The following is a 22,970-nucleotide window of genomic DNA, read 5'->3' as shown; positions in this document are numbered from 1 at the left end:
CGCCGCGACGCTGTCATTCCCCTGTCAACGGGCTTTCAATTGGATATCAGTAGCTGTCGAAAACCTGTCAGCGTGACGATCGCGCCGCGCAGTAGGCGGTGGTGACGGGCGCGCGGCTCAGGCGCGCCGGAAGAACGCGCTCACCACCAGGCCGGTGCCCGAGTTGGAACGATTGGCGAGCACCAGCCGGCCGCCATTGCGCTGGAGAATGCGGTTGACGATGGACATGCCGAGCCCCGCGCCCTTGGCCTCGCTGCGCGCGCTATCCAGCCGATAGAACGGCCGCGTGAGCAGCGACAGCTGAGCCTCGGGCACGCCGGGGCCATGGTCGGCCACCGTGAGTACGGCCTCCTTGTCCTCGGCGCGCGTGGTGATCTCCACCACCGCCATGCCGGTGTCGTCGTCCTTGGCATAGCGGCGCGCATTCTCGACAAGGTTGTCCAGGATGCGCTGCACTTCCATGCGGTTGGCCACCGCCATCACCGGCCCGCTGGCGCGCACATGCACGCGCACGTCGTCGTGTGCGGCGTAGACGCCCACCGCATCCTGCACGAGCGCGGACAGGTCCACTGGTTCCACCATCTCCTGCGCGGGCCGCGCGTAGTTGAGGAACTGGCCGATGATCGCGTCCATCTGCTCGATATCCGCGATCATCGCCTCGCGCGTGGCGTTATCGACCGGCGACAGCTCGGTCTCAAGCCGCAGACGCGTAAGCGGCGTGCGCAGATCGTGCGAAATGCCGGCCAGCATGACCACGCGATCGTCGTCGAGCTGACGCAGGTCGCGCACCATCTGGTTAAAGCTGTGGTTGGCCTGGGCCACTTCGCTCGCGCCGTGTTCGTTGAGCGGCGGCGGATCGCCGCCGGCGCCGATCTGCCGCGCCGCGTTGGCAAGCCGCTTGAGCGGGTAGTTGACGCGCGCCGTAATGAACGCCGCGCCGAAGATCGACAGCAGCAGCGCGGCGATACTCCACCATAACCACTGGATGCCCGGCACGCGCTCGAAGCGCTCGGGGCTGATGGCCACCCAGTAGTCGTCGCCCTCGATCTCGAAGCTGACCCACACGCCCGGAATATCGTTGACGGTGGTCGCGATCACGGTGTCTTCGCCGAGCCGCCCGCGGATCTCCTGCTGCACCAGCTGGGTCAGGAAGGGGTTGGCGGTGGGCACCGCGAAGTCGTCGTCCTTCTCGCGTGGATAGACCTTGATGCCCTCGTTCTGCACGAGATCGAGCAGCAGGAAGCGGCGCCGCGCCGGATCGGAATACAGCAGCGCGGCGCGCGTGAGCTTGACCACGCTCACTACCTGCATGGCGATCTGCTGGGCGCGCGGGGCGCGTTCGAACAGCCGGTAGCTCTGGAACCAGATGCCCAGCGAGATCGCCAGCAAAAGGGCGATCAGCATGAAGGTTCGCCAGAACAGCGAACCGAAGAACCGCGTTGCGGTACGGCCGAGAGCGGTCGCCACGATGCAGACTGTGGACGGACCGTATTACTTCACGCCATCGGGGATGAAGACGTAGCCGAGACCCCAGACCGTCTGGATAAACCTGGGATTGCCCGGATCCGGCTCGATCAGCTTGCGCAGGCGCGAGATCTGCACGTCGAGGCTGCGGTCGAACACTTCGTATTCGCGGCCGCGTGCCATTTCCATGAGCTTTTCGCGCGACAGCGGCTGGCGCGGATGGCGGGCGAAGACCTTGAGCACCGAGAATTCGCCCGTGGTGAGCGTGATTTCCTCGTCGTTCTTGGTCAGGGTCCGGGTGGCCAGGTTCAGCACGAAGTCGCCAAATGCGAACGTCTCGGGTGTTTCAGATGGCGCGCCGGGTACTTCGGCCGGGCCCTTGCGGCGCAGCACCGCATGGATGCGGGCGATCAGCTCGCGCGGGTTGAAGGGTTTGGGCAGGTAGTCGTCGGCGCCCATTTCCAGGCCGACGATACGGTCCACGTCCTCGCCCTTGGCGGTCAGCATGATGATGGGGGTCTGATCGTTGGCGCCGCGCAGGCGGCGGCAGATCGACAGGCCATCCTCGCCGGGCATCATGAGATCGAGCACCAGCAGATCGAAACGCTCACGCAGCCAGAGCTTGTTCATGGCGGTGGCATTCTCCGCGACCAGCACGGTAAAGCCCTGCTCGCCAAGATAGCGGCGCAGCAGGTCGCGCAAGCGCGGGTCGTCATCCACGACGAGAATCTTGTGGCTCGTATTTTCCATGGCGGTATCTTAGCGACTATCGGTTTTGCTCAAAATGGCTTAACAAAACGTTACATACTTTACCCGGTGGTATGGCTGCGTGCACCCACACTGCATTTACACTCGCCCCACTGTTTTTCTGTGGCAGCCATTTCCGATGACGGCGGTACCGTTTGAACGGTAAACGGTCGACGCATCGCCGGGTGCTGACGCCCACGTGTCGACACCCATGCGTTGACACTTATGCGTCGACACCCATGCGCCGACACCCATGTGTCGACACCCATGTGTTGACACCCATGTGTTGACACACTACGCGCCGACGCACCCGCGCGTTGACAGGTACCTCGACTGGCGCATCGGCGGGCGCATCGACGCGGACGGCTGGCAGCCAAAGCCAAAATCGACATTATCCAATGAAAGTGAAGCAAAACCGGCACGGGCAAACCCTGCGTCGCGCCAGGCGCGCACGGGTGGCAGCGATTGCCGGACTGGTCATGGCCTGCGCACTCATGCCGCAGGCCGCCGAGGCCCAGTCGGCCGGCATGGCCAACCTGCTTCACCATCGCGGCCCCGCCTCCGATGGCCGGGCCGTCCCGCCCGGCCGCGACCGTCCGGACCCGCGCGAGACCCGGGGGCGCCCCGACCGCTACCGCAACGAACGCGATATGGCCGAGCGCGCCACCCGGCAGGGTCCGGGCGGCGGCAATCCGCGGCTGTCGCCCGACGAGCGCAAGGCGCTGCGCAAGAACCTGTTGGACCTCAGCCGCGAAATGTACGAGGGCGGCTAGCCGGCCGCAAGGCGGCCCACCCTCCGCCCATCGCGTTACGTCAGTCTTGCCCGCGTGGCCGGAAGTGGCGCAGGAAGTCCACCAGGACTTCCGCCGCCAGCTGGGCGTCCTCCACCGTGATCGTCTCCAGCGGATTGTGGCTGATGCCGCCATTGCCGCAGCGCACGAACAGCATGGCCACATCGGTAATCCGGTGCATCATCATCGCATCGTGCCCGGCGCCGGACGGCAGCTCGAACGCGTCGAGGCCACGTTTCCTGAGTACCGCCCCGAACTGGTCCATCAGCCAGCGCGCGCACGGCGCGTTATTGACCGGCGTCACGCGGTCCACGCGCGCCACCAGTCTGCGCCGCTGCGCGATGGCCTCGATGCCGGCAAGAATATCGGCGATGGCGGCTTCGCGAATGCCGTCTTCACCGGCGCGGATATCCATCGAGAACATGCACGCGCCCGGAATCACGTTGCTGGAGCCGTTCGGCACCTGCAACTGGCCGACCGTGCCGACCAGGGTCGGTACCTGCGCGCAGCGCGACTCCACCAGCAGGATCATCTCGGCCGCGCCGGCGGCGGCGTCGCGCCGCATGTGCATCGGCGTGGTACCCGCGTGGCTGGCCAGGCCTTCCACGCGCACCTGGAAGCGGCTGCTGCCCGCGATCTGCGTGACGATGCCCAGCGGCAGGCCGCCGTTGAGCAGCACCGGACCCTGCTCGATATGCACTTCGACAAAACCGGCCAGCGTGGCGGGGTCCACCGCCGCCGCGCGCAGCGCCGCCAGCCCGTCAGCCGCCTCGCCACCACCGTCAGCAAAGCCGGCCGCCGCCAGCGCCTCGCGCATGGTCACGCCATCGGCATCGACACGGTCGAGCAAGGCCGCGTCGAAGTGTCCGGCCAGCACGCTGCTGGCCAGAAAGCTGGTCTTGAAGCGCAGCCCTTCCTCCTCCGCAAAGCCGACCACCTCGAAGTGGTAGGGCAGACGAATCCCGGCCGCATGGAGCGCGCCGACCACGGCGATCGGCAGCAGAATGCCGAGTCGCCCGTCATAGCGGCCGCCGTCGCGCACCGTATCGAAATGCGAGCCGGTCATCAGCACCCTGGGCGCCTCGGTGGCCGGGTCTGCCGCGTAGCGCCCGATCACGTTGCCGATGGCATCGATGCGGACGGTCATGCCGGCCGCTTCCATCCACTGCGCGAGTTGTGCCTGCGTGGCGCGATGCGCGGGCGTCAGATAGGCGCAGGTCAGCCCGTCTTCCATGTCGGAGAAGCGGGCCAGCGTGTTGGCGTGGTCGAGGATGGTCTGGCCGAGCGTCGGAGTCATGATGGGCGGTAATCGAAAAAGGGAGCCGTCTGCCCCGTCGGGCAGGGGCTGGGGAGTGCAACGGTCATGCCGGCAACGGCATCAGCCGTTGCGCAGCCATGTCTTCCATGCGATCCACAGCTTGCGCATCGGTGTCAGGGCGATGCGCTGGTGCAGCACCTGGAACGCGCTGGCCTCGATCTCGTCGAGCAGCGCGTGCGAAATCGCGCACAGCACGATGGTGGCCCGCTGGGCGCGCCGGTCGGCGCGCGGCAGCAGGTCGCGGGCCTCGCGCCGCAGCGTGCGGGCGCGCTCGGCCTGCTCGGCCATCAGCGCGACAAAGCGTTCGGAATGCCGCGACTGCAGGATGTCCGCCGCCGGCACCTGGAAACGCTGCAAGGTATCGACGGGAATGTAGATGCGGCCGCGGCGCGCATCCTCGCCGACATCGCGGATGATGCTGACCCGCAACAGCGACAGCCACAGCTTTTCGGCGAAGGTCAGGGTGCGCGGGTCGGTAAAGCCGAGGATGCGCGCATTGAGCCGGCCGAAGGCCTTGCCTGCGCCCTGGCAGTAGCGCTCCAGCGCGGGCTCGTCGAGGTAGCGCGACTGGTTGAGGTCCATCTCCATGCCGTCGAGGACCTGCGCCATCTCGTCGGCGTGCAGCCGGTCGCGATGACGCAGCAATGCCTGCGTGACCGGGTGCGAGACCGGGCGGTCGGGATGATCGTCGAACAGGCGGCCCACCTCGGCGCGCCACCAGTGCAGGCGCTGGTGGGCCACGCCCGCGTCATGGCTGTCGTCGACGAGATCGTCGAGCTCGCGCCGCCAGGCATGCAGCGCGGTGATCGCGCGGCGTTGCTCCTGGGGCAGGAACAGGAAGCTGTAATACAGGCTGGAGCCGCTCTGGGCGGCTTTGTCTTGACAATACTGATCGGGCGTCACGCCGGCCTCGGGATGTGTGGGGGCTGCGGGCGAGCATTCTAACCGCAGCAATGCGGCGGCGCCGCAAATGGTAGGGGAATCGTGCCACAGAACCTGCCACCGTGCGTGCCAGGCGGAGGACCAGATAGCGCCGGGGACCGTGCGGGGGCTGCCGCCCCGTGCCGGGGGCGCCTCCGGATCGCCACTCCAGCCACCCCGTCGCTCCAGCATGCGTTTGGCCGCGTCGGCGCGCACTGGCGTTTGACGCACCCGGGGCGAGGTCGTTATATTACTGACCGGCCAGTTATTTACTGCCGCCAGCCACCACCGGGTTACCGCATGATCGGGATGCCACATATCAGGTGCCACATGATCAGGTGCGACATGATCAGGTGCCAGATGACCAGGCGGCGCGACAGTGCAATGTCGGTTCCGCTACCCCACTACGGCCGCCGCTGTGCTTTCCGTTCAGACAACGACGACTATCCAACAATGCAAGTGCCTTGTTCCGGGCCGGAAATTGCGGCCGCCGATGTGGAGATACCCGCCTGCGCGGCGCCGCGCGACGCGCGCCCGCGCGCGTTGACGGGCGGCATGCCGTCCGCCGCGCGAGGCAGGGGCGGGCGCCACGCCGGCCGTATGGCGGTGGTGGCGGCAACGATGCTTGCAACGGCCCTGGCAGTGACCGGCTGCGGCCAGTCTACGCCGCCCGCGGAAGCGGTCCGGCCGGTACGCCTGATGCAGTTGCACCCGGCCGCGGGCCGCACCGCCTTCGAATTCTCGGGCGAGATACGGCCGCGCGTGGAATCCCGCCTCGGCTTTCGCGTGGGCGGCAAGATCGCGGCGCGCGTGGTCGACGTGGGCGCCACCGTGCGCAAGGGGCAGCCGCTCGCGCGGCTGGACCCGACCGATCTGGCCCTCGCCGAGACCGGGGCGCGCGCGGCCTACGACGCCGCGCGTACGGACCGCGATCTCGCCGCGTCGGACCTCAGGCGCTACCACGAACTGTTCAACAAGGGCTTTATCAGCGCGGCCGAGCAGCATCGCCGCCAGGCCAACTACGATGCCGCCGCCTCGCGCCTGGAACAGGCCGAGGCCAGCCTGCGCAACCAGTCCAACCAGACCGGCTATGCCGTGCTGACGGCCGACGCCGATGGCGTGGTGACCGCCATCGACGCCGAAGTCGGGCAGGTGGTCACACCGGGCCAGCCGGTGGTGCGCGTGGCGCAGACGGCCGAGAAGGAAGTGGCGATCGGCCTGCCCGAAGACCAGGTGAACATGCTGCGTGCCGTGGGCGACGTGACGATCCATACCTGGGCCGAGCCGGATCGCAAGCTGCCGGGCCGTGTGCGCGAGATTTCGGCGGCCGCCGACCCGGTCACGCGTACCTATCCCACCCGCGTCTCGGTGCCCAATCCCCCTGCCGACCTGCGTATCGGCATGACCGCCGTGGTGACCTTCGTGCGCACGGCCGAGAACGCCGCCATTCGCGTGCCGCTGACCGCGCTGCTGCAGGACCAGGGCCGTAACCAGGTATGGGTCTACCAGCCCGGCCAGGGCGGCACGGGGACGGTGCGGCCGGTACCGGTCACGCTCGGCGAGCCGCTCGGCAACGACATCGTGATCCGGGAAGGGCTGGCACCGGGCCAGACCATCGTCACGGCCGGGGTGCACCTGCTCAAGGACGGGCAGAAGGTCAAGCCGATGCAGCGCATCAGCCCGACCCTGCCGCCGCCGGCCGGGGCGCCCGCGCGCGAGGCCGGCAGCCAGGGTAGCCAGGGCAGCCCGGGCGATCCGCCGCAAGGTCCGGCGCGTGCCGTGGCTGCCGCGCGCCAGGGCTGAGCGGGGACATCCGCATGGACCATTCCCGCTTCAACCTGTCACGCTGGGCGCTGGAGCACCAGCCGCTCACGCGTTACCTGCTGGTGGTGCTGCTGCTCGGCGGCCTGCTGGCCTTCTTCCAGCTGGGGCAGGACGAGGATCCGCCGTTCACGTTCCGCGTGATGGTGGTGCAGGCGTTCTGGCCGGGCGCCACCGCCGAGCAGATGGCGGTGCAGGTCACCGACAAGATCGAGCGCCAGCTGCAGGAGGTGCCTTACGCCGACAAGATCCGCAGCTTCTCAAAGCCCGGCGAGACCACGGTGATCTTCCAGCTCGCCGACAACTCGCCGGCCAGGGATACCGCGCAGATCTGGTACACGGTGCGCAAGAAGATCGGCGATATCGTGCAGACGCTGCCACAGGGCGTGCGCGGGCCGTACTTCAACGACGAGTTCGGCGATGTCTATGGCTCGATCTACGCGCTGTCCGCCGATGGCTTCAGCTACAAGGAACTGCGCGAATACGCCGACCTCGTGCGGCAGGCGCTGCTGCGCGTGCCCGCGGTGGCCAAGGTGACGCTGCTGGGCCTGCAGGACGAGAAGGTCTATATCGAGTTCAACCAGGCTCGCTTTGCGCAGCTCGGCCTCGATATCAACGCCATCGCCAACCAGATCACCGAGCAGAACAACCCGACCGGCAGCGGCGTGCTGGTGACGCCGACCGACAACCTGCAGGTGCGCCTGACCGGCCAGTTCGCCGATGTGCAGGACCTGGAGAACCTCGTGCTGCGCGGGCCCAATGGCATCGCCAATATCCGGCTCGGCGACATCGCCCATGTATATCGCGGCTATATCGATCCGCCGTCCACGCGCATGCGCTTCAACGGCAAGGATGTGATCGGGCTCGGCATCTCGATGGAGAAGGGCGGCGATATCATCGCGCTCGGCAAGGAACTGCGCCGCGTGATGAGCGGCCTGCGCGGGCAGTTGCCGGTGGGGATCGAGATCGACCAGGTGCAGGACCAGCCGGAGGCGGTCAAGCGCTCGGTGGGCGAGTTCGTGCATGTGCTGATCGAGGCGGTGGTGATCGTGCTCGGCGTCAGCTTTGTCTCGCTGGGCCTGCATACCAGGCCGCTGCGGCTCGATGTGCGGCCTGGCCTGGTAGTGGCGCTGACGATTCCGCTGGTGCTGGCCGTGACGTTCCTGTTCATGGACATCTTTGGCATCGGGCTGCACAAGATCTCGCTGGGCGCACTGATCGTCGCGCTCGGCCTGCTCGTCGACGACGCGATCATCGCGGTCGAGATGATGGTGCGCAAGCTCGAGGAGGGCTTCTCGAAGATGGAGGCGGCGACCTTTGCCTACACCTCCACCGCGATGCCAATGCTGACCGGCACGCTGATTACCGCCGCGGGCTTCCTGCCGGTGGGGCTGGCGCGCTCGACGGTGGGCGAATACACCTTCGCGATCTTTGCGGTAACGGCGCTGGCGCTGGTGCTGTCGTGGTTCGCGGCGGTCTATTTCACGCCCTATCTCGGCTATCTGCTGCTCAAGACGCGACCGGCCGGCAGCGGCCATCACGAGGTGTTCGACACGCCGTTCTATGCGCGCTTCCGCCGGCTGGTGGACGGATGCGTGCAATGGCGCAAGACCGTGATCGCCATTACGCTGGCCGCCTTCGCGCTCGGCATCTTTGCTTTCCAGTTTGTCGAGAAGCAGTTCTTTCCAGACTCCAGCCGGCCCGAGCTGATGGTCGAGCTATGGATGCCCGAAGGTACCAGCTTTGCGCACATGGAGGCCGAGGCCAGCCGTTTCGAGCGCATCATGCAGCGCGACCGCGACGTGCACAGCCTGACTACGTTCGTCGGCACCGGTGCCCCGCGCTTCTATCTGCCGCTGGACCAGATCTTTCCGCAAAGTAACGTGGCGCAGGTAATCGTCATGCCTACCAGCACCGAGACCCGCGACGCGCTGCGCGCACGGATCGTCCAGGTGCTGGCCACGGACTTTCCGCAACTGCGCGGGCGCGTCAAGCTGCTGCCGAACGGGCCGCCGGTGGCTTATCCCGTGCAATTTCGCGTGATCGGCCCCGATGCCACCACCGTGCGCAAGGTGGCGGATCAGGTCAAGGCGATCATGAACGCCAATCCGAACACGGTGGGCGTGAACGACAACTGGAACGAAAACGTCAAGATGCTGCGTCTGGAGATCGACCAGGACAAGGCGCGGGCGCTTGGCGTGACCACCAACGCGATTGCGCGCGTCACGCAGACCGTGCTGACCGGCGTGCCGGTGGGGCAGTATCGCGATGCGGACAAGCTGATCGATATCGTCATGCGCGCGCCGAAGAACGAGCGCGACGCGATGTCCGACCTGACCAACGCGCTGGTGCCGACCAATAGCGGGCGCGTGGTGCCGCTGACGCAGATTGCGCGGGTGACGCTGCGCTCCGAGCCGGGCGTGGTGTGGCGCGAGAATCGCGACTTCGGCGTGACCGTGCAGGCCGACGTGGTGGAAGGCATTCAGGGGCCGACCGTGACCGCGCAGATCAATCCGAAGCTCGACAAGCTGCGTGCGGACCTGCCGCCGGGCTACCTGATCACGATCGCGGGCGCGGAAGAGGAAAGCGGCAAGGCTGGCAAGTCGATCGCCGCGCAGCTGCCGCTGTGCATTTTCCTGATCTTTACGCTGCTGATGCTGCAACTGCACAGCTTCTCGCGCGCGGTGATGGTGTTCCTGACCGGCCCGCTCGGGCTGATCGGCGCGGCCGCTACGCTGTTGCTGCTGCGCGCGCCGATGGGGTTTGTGGCGCAGCTCGGGATTACCGCGCTGCTGGGCATGATCATCCGCAACTCGGTGATCCTGGTCGACCAGATCGAGCAGGATATCGCCGCCGGTGCGGCGCCATGGGATGCGATCGTCGAATCGGCGGTGCGTCGCTTCCGCCCGATCATCCTGACCGCGGCGGCGGCCGTGCTGGCGATGATTCCGCTGTCGCGCTCGCTGTTCTGGGGCCCGATGGCGGCTGCCATCATGGGCGGCCTGATCATCGCCACGGTGCTGACGCTGCTGTTCCTGCCGGCACTGTACGCCGCGTGGTTCCGCGTGCGCCGGCCGGAGGCGCATGCGGGGGTGATGGCGGGTTAAGCATCGCGACGGCGCGCGATGCGCCAGATGCGGCCGGGCGGTGGTCGGACCGCCCCGGCCGCCCCGGCCGCCGGCGATTCAGCCGGCTTGCGCCAGAATCGCGCGCGCGCTCGACGAAGGGGCGGTCGACCATCTGGCCCTCGACCAGATAGGCGCCGGTTCCGCTGGCTTCCGCCTCGGCGGCGGCGGCCACGACACGGCGCGCATGGGCGATTTCCGCGTCGGTGGGGCGGAAGGCGTCGTTGGCCAGCGCGATCTGGCTGGGATGGATGCAGCTCTTGCCGAGATAGCCGAGCCGACGCGCGAGTGCGGCTTCGGCGCGAAAGCCGTCGGCATCGCGGACATCGGCAAAGGCCGAGTCGTAGGCGAAGGCGCCGGCCTCGGCGGCCGCCATGCGCAAGGTGAACATGGCCTGCGCCACCGCCGTGGGTTCGCGGCGATGGACGCCGGCCGGCTCGAACAGGTCGGCCAGGCCCAGCTGCAGGCCGGCCACGCGCGCGTCGGTACCGGCGAGTTCGGCGGCCAGGCGCAGCCCGCGTGGCGACTCGATATTGAGCAGCAGCCTGACCGGCACGGTCACGCCGTTGGCACGCTCGGCGCGCGCCACGGCCGCCGCGGCCGCGCGCACCTGGTCGGGATGCTCGACCTTGGGCACATTGACCAGATGCAGGCCGGGCTGCACCACGGCGGCGATATCGTCGGCGAAATGCGCGGTCTCGACGCCGTTGACGCGCACGATCAGTGTCTTGCCGGTCGCATGCGCGGCTGGCGTTTGCAACAGCATGCGCAATGCCGCGCGTGCTGCCGCCTTGCGCGGCTCGGCCACGGCGTCCTCGAGGTCGAAGGACAGCGCGTCCGCCGCACTCGCGAGCGCCTTGGCGAACAGTTCCGGACGCGAGCCGGGCACAAAGAGCTTGCTTCTCATGATGGGCTCATTCCGCGCGGATGTTGCGCGCCTTGACCAGTGCGCCCCAGCGCGTCGCTTCCTTCTGCACGAACTGGCCGAACTGCTGCGGCGAGTTGCCGACCGGCTCCAGCCCCAGCTCGCGCAGCCTGGCCGATACCTTCGGATTGGCGACCGCCGCCTGCACTTCCTTTGCCAGGCGCTGGACCACCTCGTCCGGCGTACCGCGCGGCACGAAGATGCCGTTCCATTCCAGCACCTCGAAGTCCTTCAGGCCCTTCTCGGCCAGCGTGGGGGTATCGGGCAGACCCGGATTGCGCTTGAGCGAGGTGACCGCCAGCGCGCGCAGCTTGCCGCTGTTGGCATAGTTGAGCGTCGACGCCACGTTGCCGAAATAGGACGACACCTGGTTGCCCATGACATCGGTCAGCGCCGGCGCGCCGCCTTTGTACGGCACGTGCAGCAGGTCGATGCCGGCCTTGGCGTTGAGCAGTTCGCCGGCGAGGTGCGAGCCGCTGCCGGCGCCCGCCGAGGCGAAGGTCAGCTTGCCGGGATGCTTGCGCGCGTATTCGAGAAACGATTCGATGGTCTGGTACGGCGCGCTGGGCGGCACCACCAGGATATTGGCGGCGGTGGCCACCAGCGAGATCGGGATGAAGTCCTTGAGCGGATCGAACGACAGCTTGCGCAGGCTCGGATTGACCGCAAAGGCGGAGGCGTCGTACAGCACCGTATAGCCATCGGGCGTGGCCTTGGCCACCGCTTCCTCGCCGATCACGCCGGCCGCGCCGGGACGGTTGTCGATCACGATTTGCTGGCCCATCGCCTGGCTCATCTGCTGCGCCACCACGCGCGCCGTATTGTCGGCGCCGCCGCCGGCCGAGTAGGGCACGATCATGCGGATCGGGCGGTCGGGGTAGGCGGCGCTGGCCAGCAGCGGCACGCATGCGGCGAGCGCCGCGAGCAGCTTGCCGGCATGGCGATGGAGCGGTTGCAGGCCGTGGCGGCCGGGAAAGCAGGGCATGAAGGTCTCCTCTGGTTTGTTGGCGATGTGCGTGAGGCCGGGCGGGTGCCGGGTGGCTCGAAGGATCAGACGGTCGCGAGCGGATTGACCGGCGACCCGACCGCGCGCGGCAGATGCAGCGGCGGCGCGGTCAGCAGGAACGAGGCCCGGCCATGCGCGCGCAGCCAGCCGGCGAGCGGCGTCAGGTGCCACATCTCGCCGAGCGGAATGCCGAGCCGCACCAGGCAGAGCTCGTGCAGCGGTAACAGTGGGCCGGTGGCGTCCGGCGGCAGGCTGTGGCGGCGTTCCTCGACGGCGTGGTTGTCGGCCGCGATGGCGGCGATGCCGGAAACATCGATCCACTGCAACAGGCGCGTATCGGTGCCATCGAGCACCGCGCAGGCGGTACGCAGGAAGCCGTGATCGTCGGTGGCGGAGAGCGACAGCGCAAGGTCGGCCAGGCCCGTATGCACGCACAGGATGTCGCCGCGACGGATCTCGAGCCGGTCGGCCTCGATCACGCGCATCACGTCGTCGTAGCCGACCGCGCGGCGCGTGTCGCCAAAGTGATGGCGCAGGTCGAGCAGCGTGCCGCGTCCCTGGATCCCGCGCGCCGCCATCGGTGCGACCGAGAGGGCCTGGGCGCCATGGAAGCTGCCGTCGGCGGCGCTGCCGCTGCCGACCGAGAAGCCGTTGTAGCCCACGCATTCGGCATGACCGTCGCCATCGGCGTCGAAGCGGCAGTTGATATGGCCGAGGGCATCCCACTGGGTCGAATACTGCGGCGACAGCATGACGTGGTCGTCGCTGACCACATCGGTGGCGCCCGGCACGTCCTGGCCCAGCGAATAGTTGAAGAAGCGCTTGCCGTCCCGCTCCGAGGGATGCAGCACGGGCGGCCTGCGGCGCGGGTTCAGCACGCCGGCGCGCGGCACGTCGAGCGGCAGGCTCAGCGAGAAGGTGGTGCCCGCGCGCACCTCGCGTACTGCGCCCAGGATCTGTTCCGGGCCGATCAGGTTGAGGCGGCCGAGCTGGTCGTCGGGACCGAAGTCGCCCCAGTTTGCACCGGGCGGGCGCTGCCGCCAGCGGGGTTGTCGTGGCGCCATGTCAGGCCTCCCGCGGCTCGGCGATCACGCCCGCCGCCCGCAGCGCGGCGATACGTTCATCGCTGTAGCCGGCCTCGCGCAACGCCTCGGCCGAATGCTCGCCAAGCTGCGGCGCCACGCGCCGGAACGCACCCGGTGTACCGGACAGTCGCGGCGAGATGTTGTGCACGGGAATCCGGCCCATCTCGGCATCGGGCAGCTCCACCACGATATCGCGCGCCTGGAAGTGCGGGTCGCGTTCGATATCGGACATGTCGTAGATCGGGCCGATGGTAACGCCGGCCTTGTCGAAGAAATCGACGCAGGCGTCCTGCGTCATCTTGCCGAGGAACTCGCCGATGATGCCGTCCAGCAAGGCGGCGTGGCGCACGCGCCCGGCATTGGTGGCAAAGCGTGGATCGGCGATCAGGTCGGCGCGGCCGATCACGCGGAACAGGCGCTCGGCCATGGCCTGGGTCGAGGCGGACAGGCATACCCACTTGCCGTCGGCGGTCTGGTAGGCATTGCGCGGCGCACTGTTGGTGGAGCGGCTGCCGGTACGCGGCTTGACCTTGCCAGTGAGCCGGTAGTTGGCCGCCTGTGCGCCGAGGATGGCGAAGGTGGGATCGAGCAGGGGCAGGTCGATGACCTGGCCTGCGCCGCCTTGCACTTCGACATGGCGCACGGCGCTGAGGACGCCCACCGCGCCGTACAGGCCGGCGGTCATGTCGCCCAGGTAGATCGGCGGCAGCACCGGTTCGCGATCGTCGAAGCCGTTCATGGAGGCAAAGCCGGACATGCCCTCGACCAGCGTGCCGAAGCCCGGCCGGTGCGAATAGGGACCATCCTGGCCCCAGCCCGAGACGCGCACGATCACGAGCTTGCGGTTGTGCGCGTGCAGGACTTCGGTGCCGAGCCCCATCGCTTCCAGCGTGCCGGGCTTGAAGCTTTCGATCAGCACATCGGCATGGCGCACCAGATCGAGAATCACGGCGATGGCGCCGGTCGCGCGGAAGTTCAGGCACAGGCTGCGCTTGTTGCGGCTGTAGGCCTTCCACGCGGTGGCCACGTCCCGCACCTTCCAGTCGCGCAGCGTATCGCCGCCGGGCGGCTCTACCTTGAGCACGTCGGCGCCAAGGTCGGCCAGCGCCATGGTCAGCGTATTGCCGGCCACCAGGCGCGACAGGTCGAGAATGCGGATGCCGTCGAGCGGCCCCTTGGCGTCGGGCGTGAGCGCCAGAGACTTGAACATGCGGAAATTCCTCAGCGTAAGCGTGGGTTCATGGGCGGCGGGTCACTCCGCGGTGATATGGCGATCCTTGGCCACCTGCTTCCAGCGTGCCGCTTCCTGACGGATATGCGCGGCAAACTGCGGCGCGGTCATGGCCGACGGTTCGGCGCCCTCGCGCGCGAAGGTGGCGCGCATCTCGGGGCTGGCGATGATGGCGCGGATCTCGGCGTTGAGGCGCTCGACCAGCGCAGCCGGCGTGCCGGCCGGCGCGAACACGCCCCACCAGAGTTCCGCCGAATAGTGCGGGACCGCCTCGGCGACGGTGGGCCAGTCGGGCGCGAACTTCGAGCGCGTGGGCGAGGTCACGCCGAGCGCGCGCAGCTTGCCGCCCTTGACCTGTGCCTGCACCGACGGAAAGCTTGCGATCACGAACTGCACCTGGCCCGCGATCAGGTCGGTCAGCGCGTTGGAGATCCCCTTGTAGGGCACATGGGTGAATTCGCTCTGGCTGTCGCCGGCGAGCAGTTCGCTGGCCATCTGGTTGATCGAGCCGATCCCGGCCGAGCCGTAGTTGATGGCGCCGCGCGTCTTGCGGGCGGCATCGATCAGCTGGTTGACGGTCTGATAGGGCGAGGTCGACGAGACCGCCAGTACCATCGGGCCGCTGGCCAGCATCGCCACCGGCGCAAAGCTGCGCACAGGATCGAAGCCGAGTTTGGGCTGCACCGCCGCATTGGCGGTCAGCGTCGACGAGGTGACCAGCAGGGTGGCGCCGTCGGGCGCCGCGCGCGCGACGAACTCGGCGCCGATGGCACCGCCCGCGCCAGCCTTGTTGTCGACGATCGCGGTGATATGGAGTCGCTTCGACAACTGGTCGCTCAGCAACCGTGCGAATACGTCATTGCTGCCGCTGGGCGGAAATGGGACCACCAGGCGGAGCGTCTTGGGGATGGCGGTGGCATCGGCAGCGGTGCCGGGGGTGGGGCCGGAGGGAGCGGCACCGGCAGTGCCGGCGGCAGCCAGCAGCAGGGCGGCCACGGCAGCGCGCGTATACGGGGTGAACAGCTTCATCGTCTTGTCTCCTGTATGGATCTTGTTATGTCGCGTAATAGGACACATCGTAGAGGCGCGTGCTATTGAGATAAAGTGACGTTTTTCAATTTATCGATGAGAAAACCTCATCAGGCGGCGCCATGAAAGTCGAGTTCTTCCGTACGCTGGCCGCGGTGGTGCGCTGCGGCAGTTTTGCCGGCGCGGCCGCAGAAATGAACCTGTCGCCGAGCGCGGTCAGCCTGCAGATGAAGCAGCTCGAAGCCTTTTTCGGCCAGCCGCTGTTCGACCGCTCGGCGTTGCAGGTGCGCCCCAACGCGTTTGCGCACGAGGTGTGCGCCACCATGCAGGGCACCATGGACGCGCTGGAAGCGCTGCGGCGGCGCTCGGCGCCGGCGGTCGAGGGCCGGATCCGGCTCGGCGTGATCGAACCGATGCAGGTGAAGTTGCTCCCAGGGTTCACGGCGCGCGTGCGCGAGTCGTATCCGCGCCTCGATGTGCGGCTGGAACGCGGCCGCTCGGCCACGCTGGTCGACGAACTGCGCTCGGGCCGCATCGATGCCGCGGTGGTGGCGCAGCCCGAGACGGGCGCTTCCACGCGGGTCCGCTGGACGCCGTTGTTCCGCGAGCGCTGCGTGCTGGTGGCGCCGGCCGATTCGGGCAACAAGGGCATGGCGGCGCTGTTCCGCGCCTACGAGTGGATTCGCTTCGATCGCACCACCATCGCCGGTTCGGCGGCGGCGCGCTATGTCAACCGCTTTGCCCCCGAGGCGCGCTCGCGCATCGAACTGCTGTCGATTCCGGCCATCGTCGCCATGGCGGCGCGCGGGCTGGGCATCTCGATCTTGCCGGAGCCGGACCCCTATCTGCTGGCCGCGTTTCCCGTGCGTGTGCTATCGCTGGGCGAGCAGGCGCCATCGCGCCAGATTTCGTTCGTGTGCCGGCAGGCGGAGGCGGAAGACCGGCTGGTGCAGGCATTGCTCGACTGCGTGCAGCGCGCTGCGGGAAAATAGCCGCGCTGCCGCTGCGTCCCTCGCTGCGTCCCTCGTTGCATCGCCGATCTCCAGGAGCCATCCTCCATGCCATCCCGCCCCGCCAAAGAGAACTGGGACGACTTCCGCTATTTCCTTGCCGTGGCGCGCACGGGCACGCTCAGTGCCGCCGCGGAACAGCTCGGCACCGAGCACACCACCGTGGCGCGGCACGTGCAGTCGCTCGAACGCGCGCTCGACAGCCGGCTGTTCCACAAGAGCCAGCTCGGCTATGAGCTGACCGACGCCGGCGAGCGGCTGATGGAGACCGCGCAGGCCATCGAAAGCGCGTTGCTGGCCAGCAAGGCAGCCGCGCGCGGCGGCCACGAGATTGCCGGCACGGTGCGCATCGGCGCGCCCGACGGCTTTGGCACCTACTTCCTCGCCCCGCGCCTGGGCCGCCTGCTCGCGCGCAATCCGCGCCTGGAGATCGAACTGATCGTGGCGCCGCGCCTGTTCAGCCTGGCCAAGCGCGAGGCCGATATCGCCATCGGCCTGGCCAGCGCGGAACATCTGCGCGTGGCATCGCGCCGGCTGACCGAATACAGCATGCTGGTGTTCGGCGCGCGCGATTACCTCAAGGCCGCGCCGCGCATTCGCAGCCAGGAAGACCTCGCGCAGCATCCGTTTATCGGCTACATGGAAGACCTGCTGTTCACGCCCGAGCTCGATTTTGGCAACGTCACCACCGTGCCGATCCGGCCGCGCCTGCGTTCCTCCAACCTGCTGACGCAGCTGCAGGCCACGCTGACCGGGCAGGGGCTGTGCATTCTGCCGGCCTATATCGCGGGCCACTATCCGCAACTGGTGCCGGTGCTGCCGGACCAGATCACGGTGACCAGCACCTTCCATATGCACGTCCATGTCGACCACCAGCGTGCCGCCCACGTGCGTGAGGTGGCCCGCTTTATCGCCGACGAGGTCGACGCCGACCGCGCCATGTTCCTGCCGGATCTGTAAGCGGGGACGTTGTGCATTTCTGCACAATGGATGCGGAGGGCTGGCGTTGGATGGCAGCAGGGAGCATCCGATAATCCACGGCATGAAAGCCGTATGCCGTGCGCGTTCCGGGCGCCGCTCATCCCCTGCACCAGCGACATCGCCAGCTAGCTCGCCGGCGGTCGCGCCGGCGGTCACGTCCTCGATCCGGCCAGCGGCCGCGCCGTCCGTGGCACGGTCGGCGACACCCTCCGCCGCACCATCGCTGCGCATGATGTCGCCAGGGCTGCCACGCCGGCTGGCGCAGGTTGGCGCGATCGTCGCGATCTGGCTGGCCGCCGCCGCGCTGGCGCGGGTGGCCGGGCTCGATATTTCGCCCGGCGTGATCGGCCTGCTGGCGGTGCTGGCCTTGCTGCTGTCGGGCCGCGCGCGGGCCGACTGGATCGAGGATGGCGCGCAATGGCTGCTCGGCGAGCTGGTGCTGTTCTTCATTCCGTGCGTGGTGGCGGTCATGCAGTATGGCGCGCTGTTTCGCCGCGAAGGCGTGCAGATCGTGCTCGCGGTGGCGCTCGGGACCGTGCTGGTGATGGCGGCGACGGCGCTGGCCGTGCACCTTGGCTGCCGGCTCGAACAATGGCTGCAAGCGCGGCGCAAGGGGCCTTGACAATGCATATCCCCGCCCATGCGCTTGCCTCGGCCTTCTGTGTGGTCTGGACCTGCGTGCTGTATTTCGCGCTCAAGCCGCTCTATCTGCGGCGCCCGCGCGTGTGGCTGTCGCCGGCGATCGTGGTGCCCGCGCTGACCATCGGGCTCTTGCTGGCCACCGGCATTCCCTACACGGACTACGTTGCCGATACGCGCTGGATGGTATGGATGCTCGGCCCGTCGACGGTTGCCTTCGCCATTCCGATCTACGCGCACCGCGCGATCGTGCGGCGGCACTGGCTCGCGCTCACGCTCGGCGTGGTGGTCGGCATGCTGGTGTCGCTGGTCAGCGCGCGCTGGCTGGCCGGCATGTTTCACTTCAGCCCGGAAGTGTCGAGCAGCCTCATGGCACGCTCGGTGTCCACGCCGTTCGCGGTGGCGGTGGCCACGCATACCGGCGGCTCGGCCGATCTCGTTTCGCTATTTACCGTCATTACCGGGCTGGTCGGCATGATCGCCGGCGATACCGTGCTCGGCCTGATGCGGCTGTCGCCGGTGGCCAACGGCGCCTCGCTGGGCGCATCGGCGCACGGCTTCGGCACCGTGCGGGCGCGCCAGCGCGGCACCGAGGAGGGCGTGGTGGCCAGCCTGACCATGGTGCTGGCCGGCGTGCTGATGGTGCTCGCCGGGCCGCAGGTCACGCACTGGCTGATGGCGGTGTGGCCTCTTGCGTGACCCTGCGTGAGGCTGCGTGACCTGCATGAGGCTGAATGAGGCTGAATGAGGCTGAATGAGGCGCGGTGGCGCAGCGCTGTCGGCGGATGCGCCTACGCCTACCCCTGCACCAGTTCGAACACGATATCCTGCGCACCCTCCCATAGCACCTTGGTGCCGAGCGCACGCAGGTGCTCGCGGCCCTCGACGATGGTCAGGAAGTGGTTGCCGGCAAGCTGCCCCATCTTGCTGGAGAAGCAGCAGCTGCCATAAGCGAGGATGATCTCGGTCTCGCTGTAGCCGCCCGGATAAAACAGGATATCGCCGACCGACGGATGGCTCGTATGGTTCTCGAAGCCGACTCCGAGCTCGAACTCGCCCAGCGGAATCCAGCAGCCTTCTCCGCTCCAGCGCACGTGGATCAGCTTCTGCCGATAGGGCAGCAGGCGCAGGAACGCATCGACGGTCTGCGGCGCGTGGGCGTGGGTTTCGGCCAGGAAGGTATAGCCGGCAGCGGTGATGCGGATCTGGGGCATAAGGAAGTTGGGTTCGGTCGTCGTGGCGGGGTCGGGTGGGCAGTGGCCGGCTGCCGGAGTGGCCGGCAACCGGATCGGCACAGTATGCCTCGGGATTGGCGCGTCCGGGGCTTCAGGCGTTCAGGCGTTCAGGCGTTCAGGCCCAGCTGGCCATCAGCGTCTGCGCCACCGCGATCAGGCTGCGGTCGCTGCCCCTGGGACCCAGCAGTGAAATGCCATAGGGCGCGCCGTCGCGCCCGGACAGCGGCAGGCTGAGCTGCGGAAAGCCCGATAGCGGCGTCAGGCACAGCATATGCGCGGCGCGTGTGCGGTAGTCCTCGAAGGTTTCCATGGGCGAGGCGCGCAGCGGGGCAATATCGGGCATGGTCGGCAGCACCAGCACGCCGTCGTTGCCGAGCAGCCGGCCCAGGTGCGCGGTGAACGCGCGCCGCACCGCGCTCGACGTCTCGAACTGTTCCGCCGTCACGCCCTTGCTGAAGGCAAAACGACCGGCCACGTCGGATCCGAGCTCGAGTCCGTAGTCCTCGATCAGCTTGCCGCCCGACTGCCACGCTTCCCACCCCTGGATATAGCGGAAGGCCCAGTAGAGCTCGGACAGCGGGCGGTCCGCCACCTCGACCGGGGTACCCTTGCCGAGCACCGCCTCCACGCGCGCCACGGTCGGCGCCAGCGCGGCGCGCGCCTCCTCGGTCGGCAGCGGCAGCAGGTCGCTCGCCAGCAGCACGCGCGGCGCGGCCGGCAGCGGCGTGGCATCGCTGCCCAACAGGACGTCGGCCACACGCGCAAAAGTGTGGATATCGCGCGCGAAAAAGCCGCAGGTATCCAGGCTTTCGCACAGCGGCATGCATTGCGCCAGCGAGATGCGGCCATGGCTCGGACGAATGCCGAACAGTCCGCAGTGGCTGGCCGGCGCGCGCACCGACCCGCCGGTATCGGTGCCGAGTGCGAAGTCGCACAGATGATTCGATACCGCCGACGCCGAACCCGACGACGAGCCGCCGGTAATCCGGTCGGGCGCCGCGCCGTTGTACGGGCTGCCGTAGTGGAAGTTCTTGCCGTTCATCGAGAAGGCCATCTCGTCGGTATGGCTCTTGCCGATAAAGCGGGCGCCGGTGTCCAGCAGTACCTGCACGGTGGGCGCGGTGCCGGTCTTGATGCCCGAGCGCGCCAGCAGGTGCGGATTGCCGCAACCGGTCGGATAGCCGGCCACGTCGAACAGGTCCTTGACGGCAAACGTCAGGCCCGCCAGCGGGCCGTCCGGCGCATTGGGCACGGCGGCCTCGGGATACGGCATGAAGGCACGGGCGGGATGGGTGGCCAGGGTCATGATCGGAAACGTCCTCACGGGGGATCGATGGGGTTGGATCGACGGGGTTGAATCGACAGCGTTGGATCGGATGGCGTCAGGCGGCCGCCGGCGCGGGGCTGGCGGGGGCGGCCGGTGCGGAAACCAGTACACAACTGACGCGATGCCCATGGTCGAGGGACACCGTGCGCGGTACCTCGGCCACGCACGCGGGACGCGCGTGCGGGCAGCGCGGGGCAAAGGTGCAACCGGGCGGCAGGGCGGCAAGATCGGGCGGTGCCCCGCCAATCGCCTGCAGGCGCTGGCCACGGTCCATGCCATGCTGGCGGCTCTGCAGCAGCGCGACGGTGTATGGATGCCGCGCCTCGCGCAGCAGGGTACGGATCGGGCCTTCCTCGACAATGCGGCCACCGTACATCACCGCGACGCGATCGGCAATCTCCACGGCGGCGCCGATATCGTGCGTCACGAACACGATGGACAGGCCGAGCTCGCGCTGCAGTTCGCGCAGCAGGATCAGCACCTGGATCTGTACGGTGGCGTCCAGTGCCGTGGTGGGCTCGTCGGCGAGCAGGATCTTCGGCTGTGCCGACAGCGCCAGCGCGATCATGGCGCGCTGCCGCATGCCGCCCGACATCTCGTGCGGATAGGCGCGCAGGCGCCGTTCGGGACTGGGGATACGCACCGCCTCGAGCGCGCGTAGCGCCGCGGCCTGCGCCTCGGCACGCGTCACGCGGGCATGGGTGCGGATGCATTCCACGATCTGCTGACCAACCGTGTAGACCGGATCGAGCGCAAGCAGCGGCTCCTGGAACACCATCGCGATCTTGCCCCCGCGCAGCCGCGCGAGCGCGCGCTTGTCCATGCCCAGGACATCCTCGCCATCGATGCGTATTTCGCCCTGCATGCGGGTACGGCGCGGCGGATGGAGCCGCATGAGCGCGCGCAGCGTCACGCTTTTGCCCGAGCCGGATTCGCCGATCAGAGCGACCGCCTCACCGGCGCCGACGTCGAGAGAAACGCCATTAACCGCCTGGATGGTCCTGCCACCGCCATGAAAGCTGACATGGAGGTCGCGCACCGAGACCATGGGCGCGGTGGAAGAAGTCGAAATCCGTTCGGATGGCATCATCGTGGTGTCCTTCGCATTCTGGTCGGGCGCGGTCAGGTCCGTCATCGTCATGTCCCGCGCCATCATGGCGTCGCCGCGTGGAGGCCCGGCGTCAGCCGGCGCAGCGGCAGCGAATGACCGCCATCGGGCATCGCCATCAGGCAGGACACCGGATGTCCCGCCAGTTCATCGCACAGGACCGGCGCGCGCCGCTCGCATACGGGTTCGGCCCGGGCGCAGCGCGGATGGAAGCTGCAGCCCGGCGGCGGATCGATCGGGTTGGGCGGATCGCCCGCCAGGGGCGCCGCCTGGGTGCGCTGGTCGGGATCCATCGACGGCATGGAGGCCAGCAGCGCGCGGGTATACGGGTGCGCGGGGTGGGCGAAGATCGCATCCGTATCGCCGATCTCCACCACCTTGCCCAGGTACATCACCATCACGCGGTCGCACAGGTAGCGGATGACGTTCAGGTCGTGGCTGATAAAGACGTAGGTGAGGTCGAACTCGGCCTTGAGGTCGAGCAGCAGGTTCAGCACCTGCGCCTCCACCGACTTGTCGAGCGCGGAAACCGCTTCGTCGAGGATGACCAGGCGCGGCCGCAGGGCCAGCGCGCGCGCGATGTTCACGCGCTGACGCTGGCCACCGGACAGTTCGTGCGGATAGCGGCCGGCAAAACGCGCCGGATCCAGCCCCACGCGCGCCAGCAACTGGCGCGCGCGCTCGGTGGCTTCGCGGGCGTCCACGCCATGCACACGTGGCGTGAAGGCGATCGACTGCTCGATGGTCAGGCGCGGATTGAGCGAGGAATAGCTGTCCTGGAACACCATCTGCACCTGGCTGCGAAACGCCTTCATCGGCAACTGCGGCGAACCCACGCCCTGCGCGTCGAAAATCAGCTCGCCGCTGTCGTGCGCGGTCAACTGCATCAGCAGGCGCGCGGTGGTGGACTTGCCGCAGCCCGATTCGCCGACCACGCCGAGCGTCTCGCCCTTGCGCACATCGAAGCTGACGCCGTCCACGGCGCGCACCACGCCGCCGCGCCGGAACGGCAGCGCGGACTTGAGCGGAAAATGCTTGACCAGGTCGCGGGCGATCACGAGCGGCTGGGCGGGGCCACCCACGTCGCGACCATCGCGATCGCGCCTGTCGACAGCGGGTGCGGCCGCCGCTGGTGCGTCTGCTGGTGCGTTCGCTGGTGCGGCGGCCTCGTGCAGGCGGGCCGCGGCTTCCTGAGTGGCGCTCATGC

General features: G+C 68.2%; 19 protein-coding genes and 1 pseudogene. 7 read left to right on the top strand and 13 right to left on the bottom strand.

Features of this window, described 5'->3' with window-relative positions; genetic code table 11:
• Positions 1–117 precede the first annotated feature (117 nt).
• A complete protein-coding gene (locus tag DFLDMN_RS04605; protein WP_423197313.1) occupies positions 118–1,467 on the bottom strand; it encodes an ATP-binding protein in 1,350 nt (449 codons plus the stop codon).
• 24 nt (positions 1,468–1,491) lie between these two features.
• Entirely contained in the window at positions 1,492–2,214 is a 723-nt protein-coding gene (ompR, locus tag DFLDMN_RS04600) for a two-component system response regulator OmpR (RefSeq protein WP_006576352.1), read from the bottom strand.
• A 395-nt stretch (positions 2,215–2,609) separates the two neighbouring features.
• On the opposite strand from ompR, the gene DFLDMN_RS04595 reads away from it, so the two are divergent.
• Positions 2,610–2,984 carry a hypothetical protein gene (locus tag DFLDMN_RS04595; protein WP_423197312.1) on the top strand — a complete coding sequence of 125 codons (375 nt, stop codon included), beginning with the start codon at positions 2,610–2,612 and terminating at the stop codon, positions 2,982–2,984.
• A 40-nt stretch (positions 2,985–3,024) separates the two neighbouring features.
• On the opposite strand, the gene DFLDMN_RS04590 is transcribed toward DFLDMN_RS04595, so the two are convergent.
• Both DFLDMN_RS04590 and hpnD read right to left on the bottom strand, forming a co-directional pair.
• The gene (locus DFLDMN_RS04590) at positions 3,025–4,299 is read right to left on the bottom strand and encodes a Zn-dependent hydrolase (RefSeq protein WP_423197311.1); all 1,275 of its coding nucleotides are present in this window, start codon (positions 4,297–4,299) and stop codon (positions 3,025–3,027) included.
• Positions 4,300–4,380: 81 nt separating this feature from the next.
• A complete protein-coding gene (hpnD, locus tag DFLDMN_RS04585) occupies positions 4,381–5,223 on the bottom strand; it encodes a presqualene diphosphate synthase HpnD (protein WP_423197310.1) in 843 nt (280 codons plus the stop codon).
• 639 nt (positions 5,224–5,862) lie between these two features.
• Here hpnD and DFLDMN_RS04580 point away from each other — a divergent pair.
• Together DFLDMN_RS04580 and DFLDMN_RS04575 are read left to right on the top strand one after the other, a co-directional pair.
• Positions 5,863–7,044, top strand: a complete 1,182-nt coding sequence (locus tag DFLDMN_RS04580; RefSeq protein ID WP_423197309.1) for an efflux RND transporter periplasmic adaptor subunit — start codon at positions 5,863–5,865, stop codon at positions 7,042–7,044.
• Between the two features lie 14 nt (positions 7,045–7,058).
• Positions 7,059–10,169, top strand: a complete 3,111-nt coding sequence (locus DFLDMN_RS04575; protein ID WP_423197308.1) for an efflux RND transporter permease subunit — start codon at positions 7,059–7,061, stop codon at positions 10,167–10,169.
• 100 nt (positions 10,170–10,269) lie between these two features.
• Here DFLDMN_RS04575 and DFLDMN_RS04570 read toward each other — a convergent pair.
• The 5 genes and pseudogenes from DFLDMN_RS04570 to DFLDMN_RS04550 form a co-directional block, all read right to left on the bottom strand.
• Positions 10,270–11,094 (bottom strand): annotated as a pseudogene (locus tag DFLDMN_RS04570) (HpcH/HpaI aldolase/citrate lyase family protein); the annotation flags it as partial.
• Between the two features lie 7 nt (positions 11,095–11,101).
• Positions 11,102–12,097, bottom strand: coding sequence for a tripartite tricarboxylate transporter substrate binding protein (locus DFLDMN_RS04565; RefSeq protein WP_423197307.1), 996 nt, complete (start codon positions 12,095–12,097; stop codon positions 11,102–11,104).
• A 65-nt stretch (positions 12,098–12,162) separates the two neighbouring features.
• Positions 12,163–13,182: a cyclase family protein gene (locus DFLDMN_RS04560; protein ID WP_423197306.1), complete on the bottom strand. Its 1,020-nt coding sequence runs from the start codon at positions 13,180–13,182 to the stop codon at positions 12,163–12,165.
• A 1-nt stretch (position 13,183) separates the two neighbouring features.
• Entirely contained in the window at positions 13,184–14,413 is a 1,230-nt protein-coding gene (locus DFLDMN_RS04555; protein ID WP_423197305.1) for a CaiB/BaiF CoA transferase family protein, read from the bottom strand.
• Positions 14,414–14,455: 42 nt separating this feature from the next.
• Positions 14,456–15,463, bottom strand: a complete 1,008-nt coding sequence (locus DFLDMN_RS04550) for a tripartite tricarboxylate transporter substrate binding protein (protein ID WP_423197304.1) — start codon at positions 15,461–15,463, stop codon at positions 14,456–14,458.
• A gap of 122 nt (positions 15,464–15,585) precedes the next feature.
• On the opposite strand from DFLDMN_RS04550, the gene DFLDMN_RS04545 reads away from it, so the two are divergent.
• The 4 genes from DFLDMN_RS04545 to DFLDMN_RS04530 all read left to right on the top strand — a co-directional run bounded on the left by DFLDMN_RS04545 (position 15,586) and on the right by DFLDMN_RS04530 (position 18,792).
• Positions 15,586–16,455, top strand: a complete 870-nt coding sequence (locus tag DFLDMN_RS04545) for a LysR family transcriptional regulator (protein WP_423197303.1) — start codon at positions 15,586–15,588, stop codon at positions 16,453–16,455.
• Between the two features lie 66 nt (positions 16,456–16,521).
• Complete coding sequence (locus DFLDMN_RS04540) at positions 16,522–17,433, top strand: LysR family transcriptional regulator (protein WP_423197302.1); 912 nt, start codon at positions 16,522–16,524, stop codon at positions 17,431–17,433.
• Positions 17,434–17,683: 250 nt separating this feature from the next.
• A complete protein-coding gene (locus DFLDMN_RS04535) occupies positions 17,684–18,076 on the top strand; it encodes a CidA/LrgA family protein (RefSeq protein WP_423197301.1) in 393 nt (130 codons plus the stop codon).
• A gap of 2 nt (positions 18,077–18,078) precedes the next feature.
• Positions 18,079–18,792, top strand: a complete 714-nt coding sequence (locus tag DFLDMN_RS04530) for an LrgB family protein (RefSeq protein WP_423197300.1) — start codon at positions 18,079–18,081, stop codon at positions 18,790–18,792.
• Between the two features lie 98 nt (positions 18,793–18,890).
• On the opposite strand, the gene DFLDMN_RS04525 is transcribed toward DFLDMN_RS04530, so the two are convergent.
• From DFLDMN_RS04525 to DFLDMN_RS04510, 4 genes are all read right to left on the bottom strand, one after another.
• Positions 18,891–19,307 carry a DUF3830 family protein gene (locus DFLDMN_RS04525; RefSeq protein WP_423197299.1) on the bottom strand — a complete coding sequence of 139 codons (417 nt, stop codon included), beginning with the start codon at positions 19,305–19,307 and terminating at the stop codon, positions 18,891–18,893.
• Positions 19,308–19,443: 136 nt separating this feature from the next.
• Positions 19,444–20,634 carry an amidase gene (locus DFLDMN_RS04520; protein ID WP_423197298.1) on the bottom strand — a complete coding sequence of 397 codons (1,191 nt, stop codon included), beginning with the start codon at positions 20,632–20,634 and terminating at the stop codon, positions 19,444–19,446.
• A 76-nt stretch (positions 20,635–20,710) separates the two neighbouring features.
• Positions 20,711–21,703, bottom strand: a complete 993-nt coding sequence (locus tag DFLDMN_RS04515; RefSeq protein WP_423198314.1) for an ABC transporter ATP-binding protein — start codon at positions 21,701–21,703, stop codon at positions 20,711–20,713.
• Positions 21,704–21,807: 104 nt separating this feature from the next.
• Positions 21,808–22,968: an ABC transporter ATP-binding protein gene (locus tag DFLDMN_RS04510; protein WP_423197297.1), complete on the bottom strand. Its 1,161-nt coding sequence runs from the start codon at positions 22,966–22,968 to the stop codon at positions 21,808–21,810.
• Between the last annotated feature and the right edge of the window lie 2 nt (positions 22,969–22,970).

Source organism: Cupriavidus sp. H19C3, assembly GCF_049393815.1.
In the GTDB taxonomy this organism is placed as follows: domain Bacteria; phylum Pseudomonadota; class Gammaproteobacteria; order Burkholderiales; family Burkholderiaceae; genus Cupriavidus.
The sequence above is the reverse complement of the archived record's forward strand: the minus strand, read 5'-3'. Positions and strand labels throughout refer to the sequence as shown.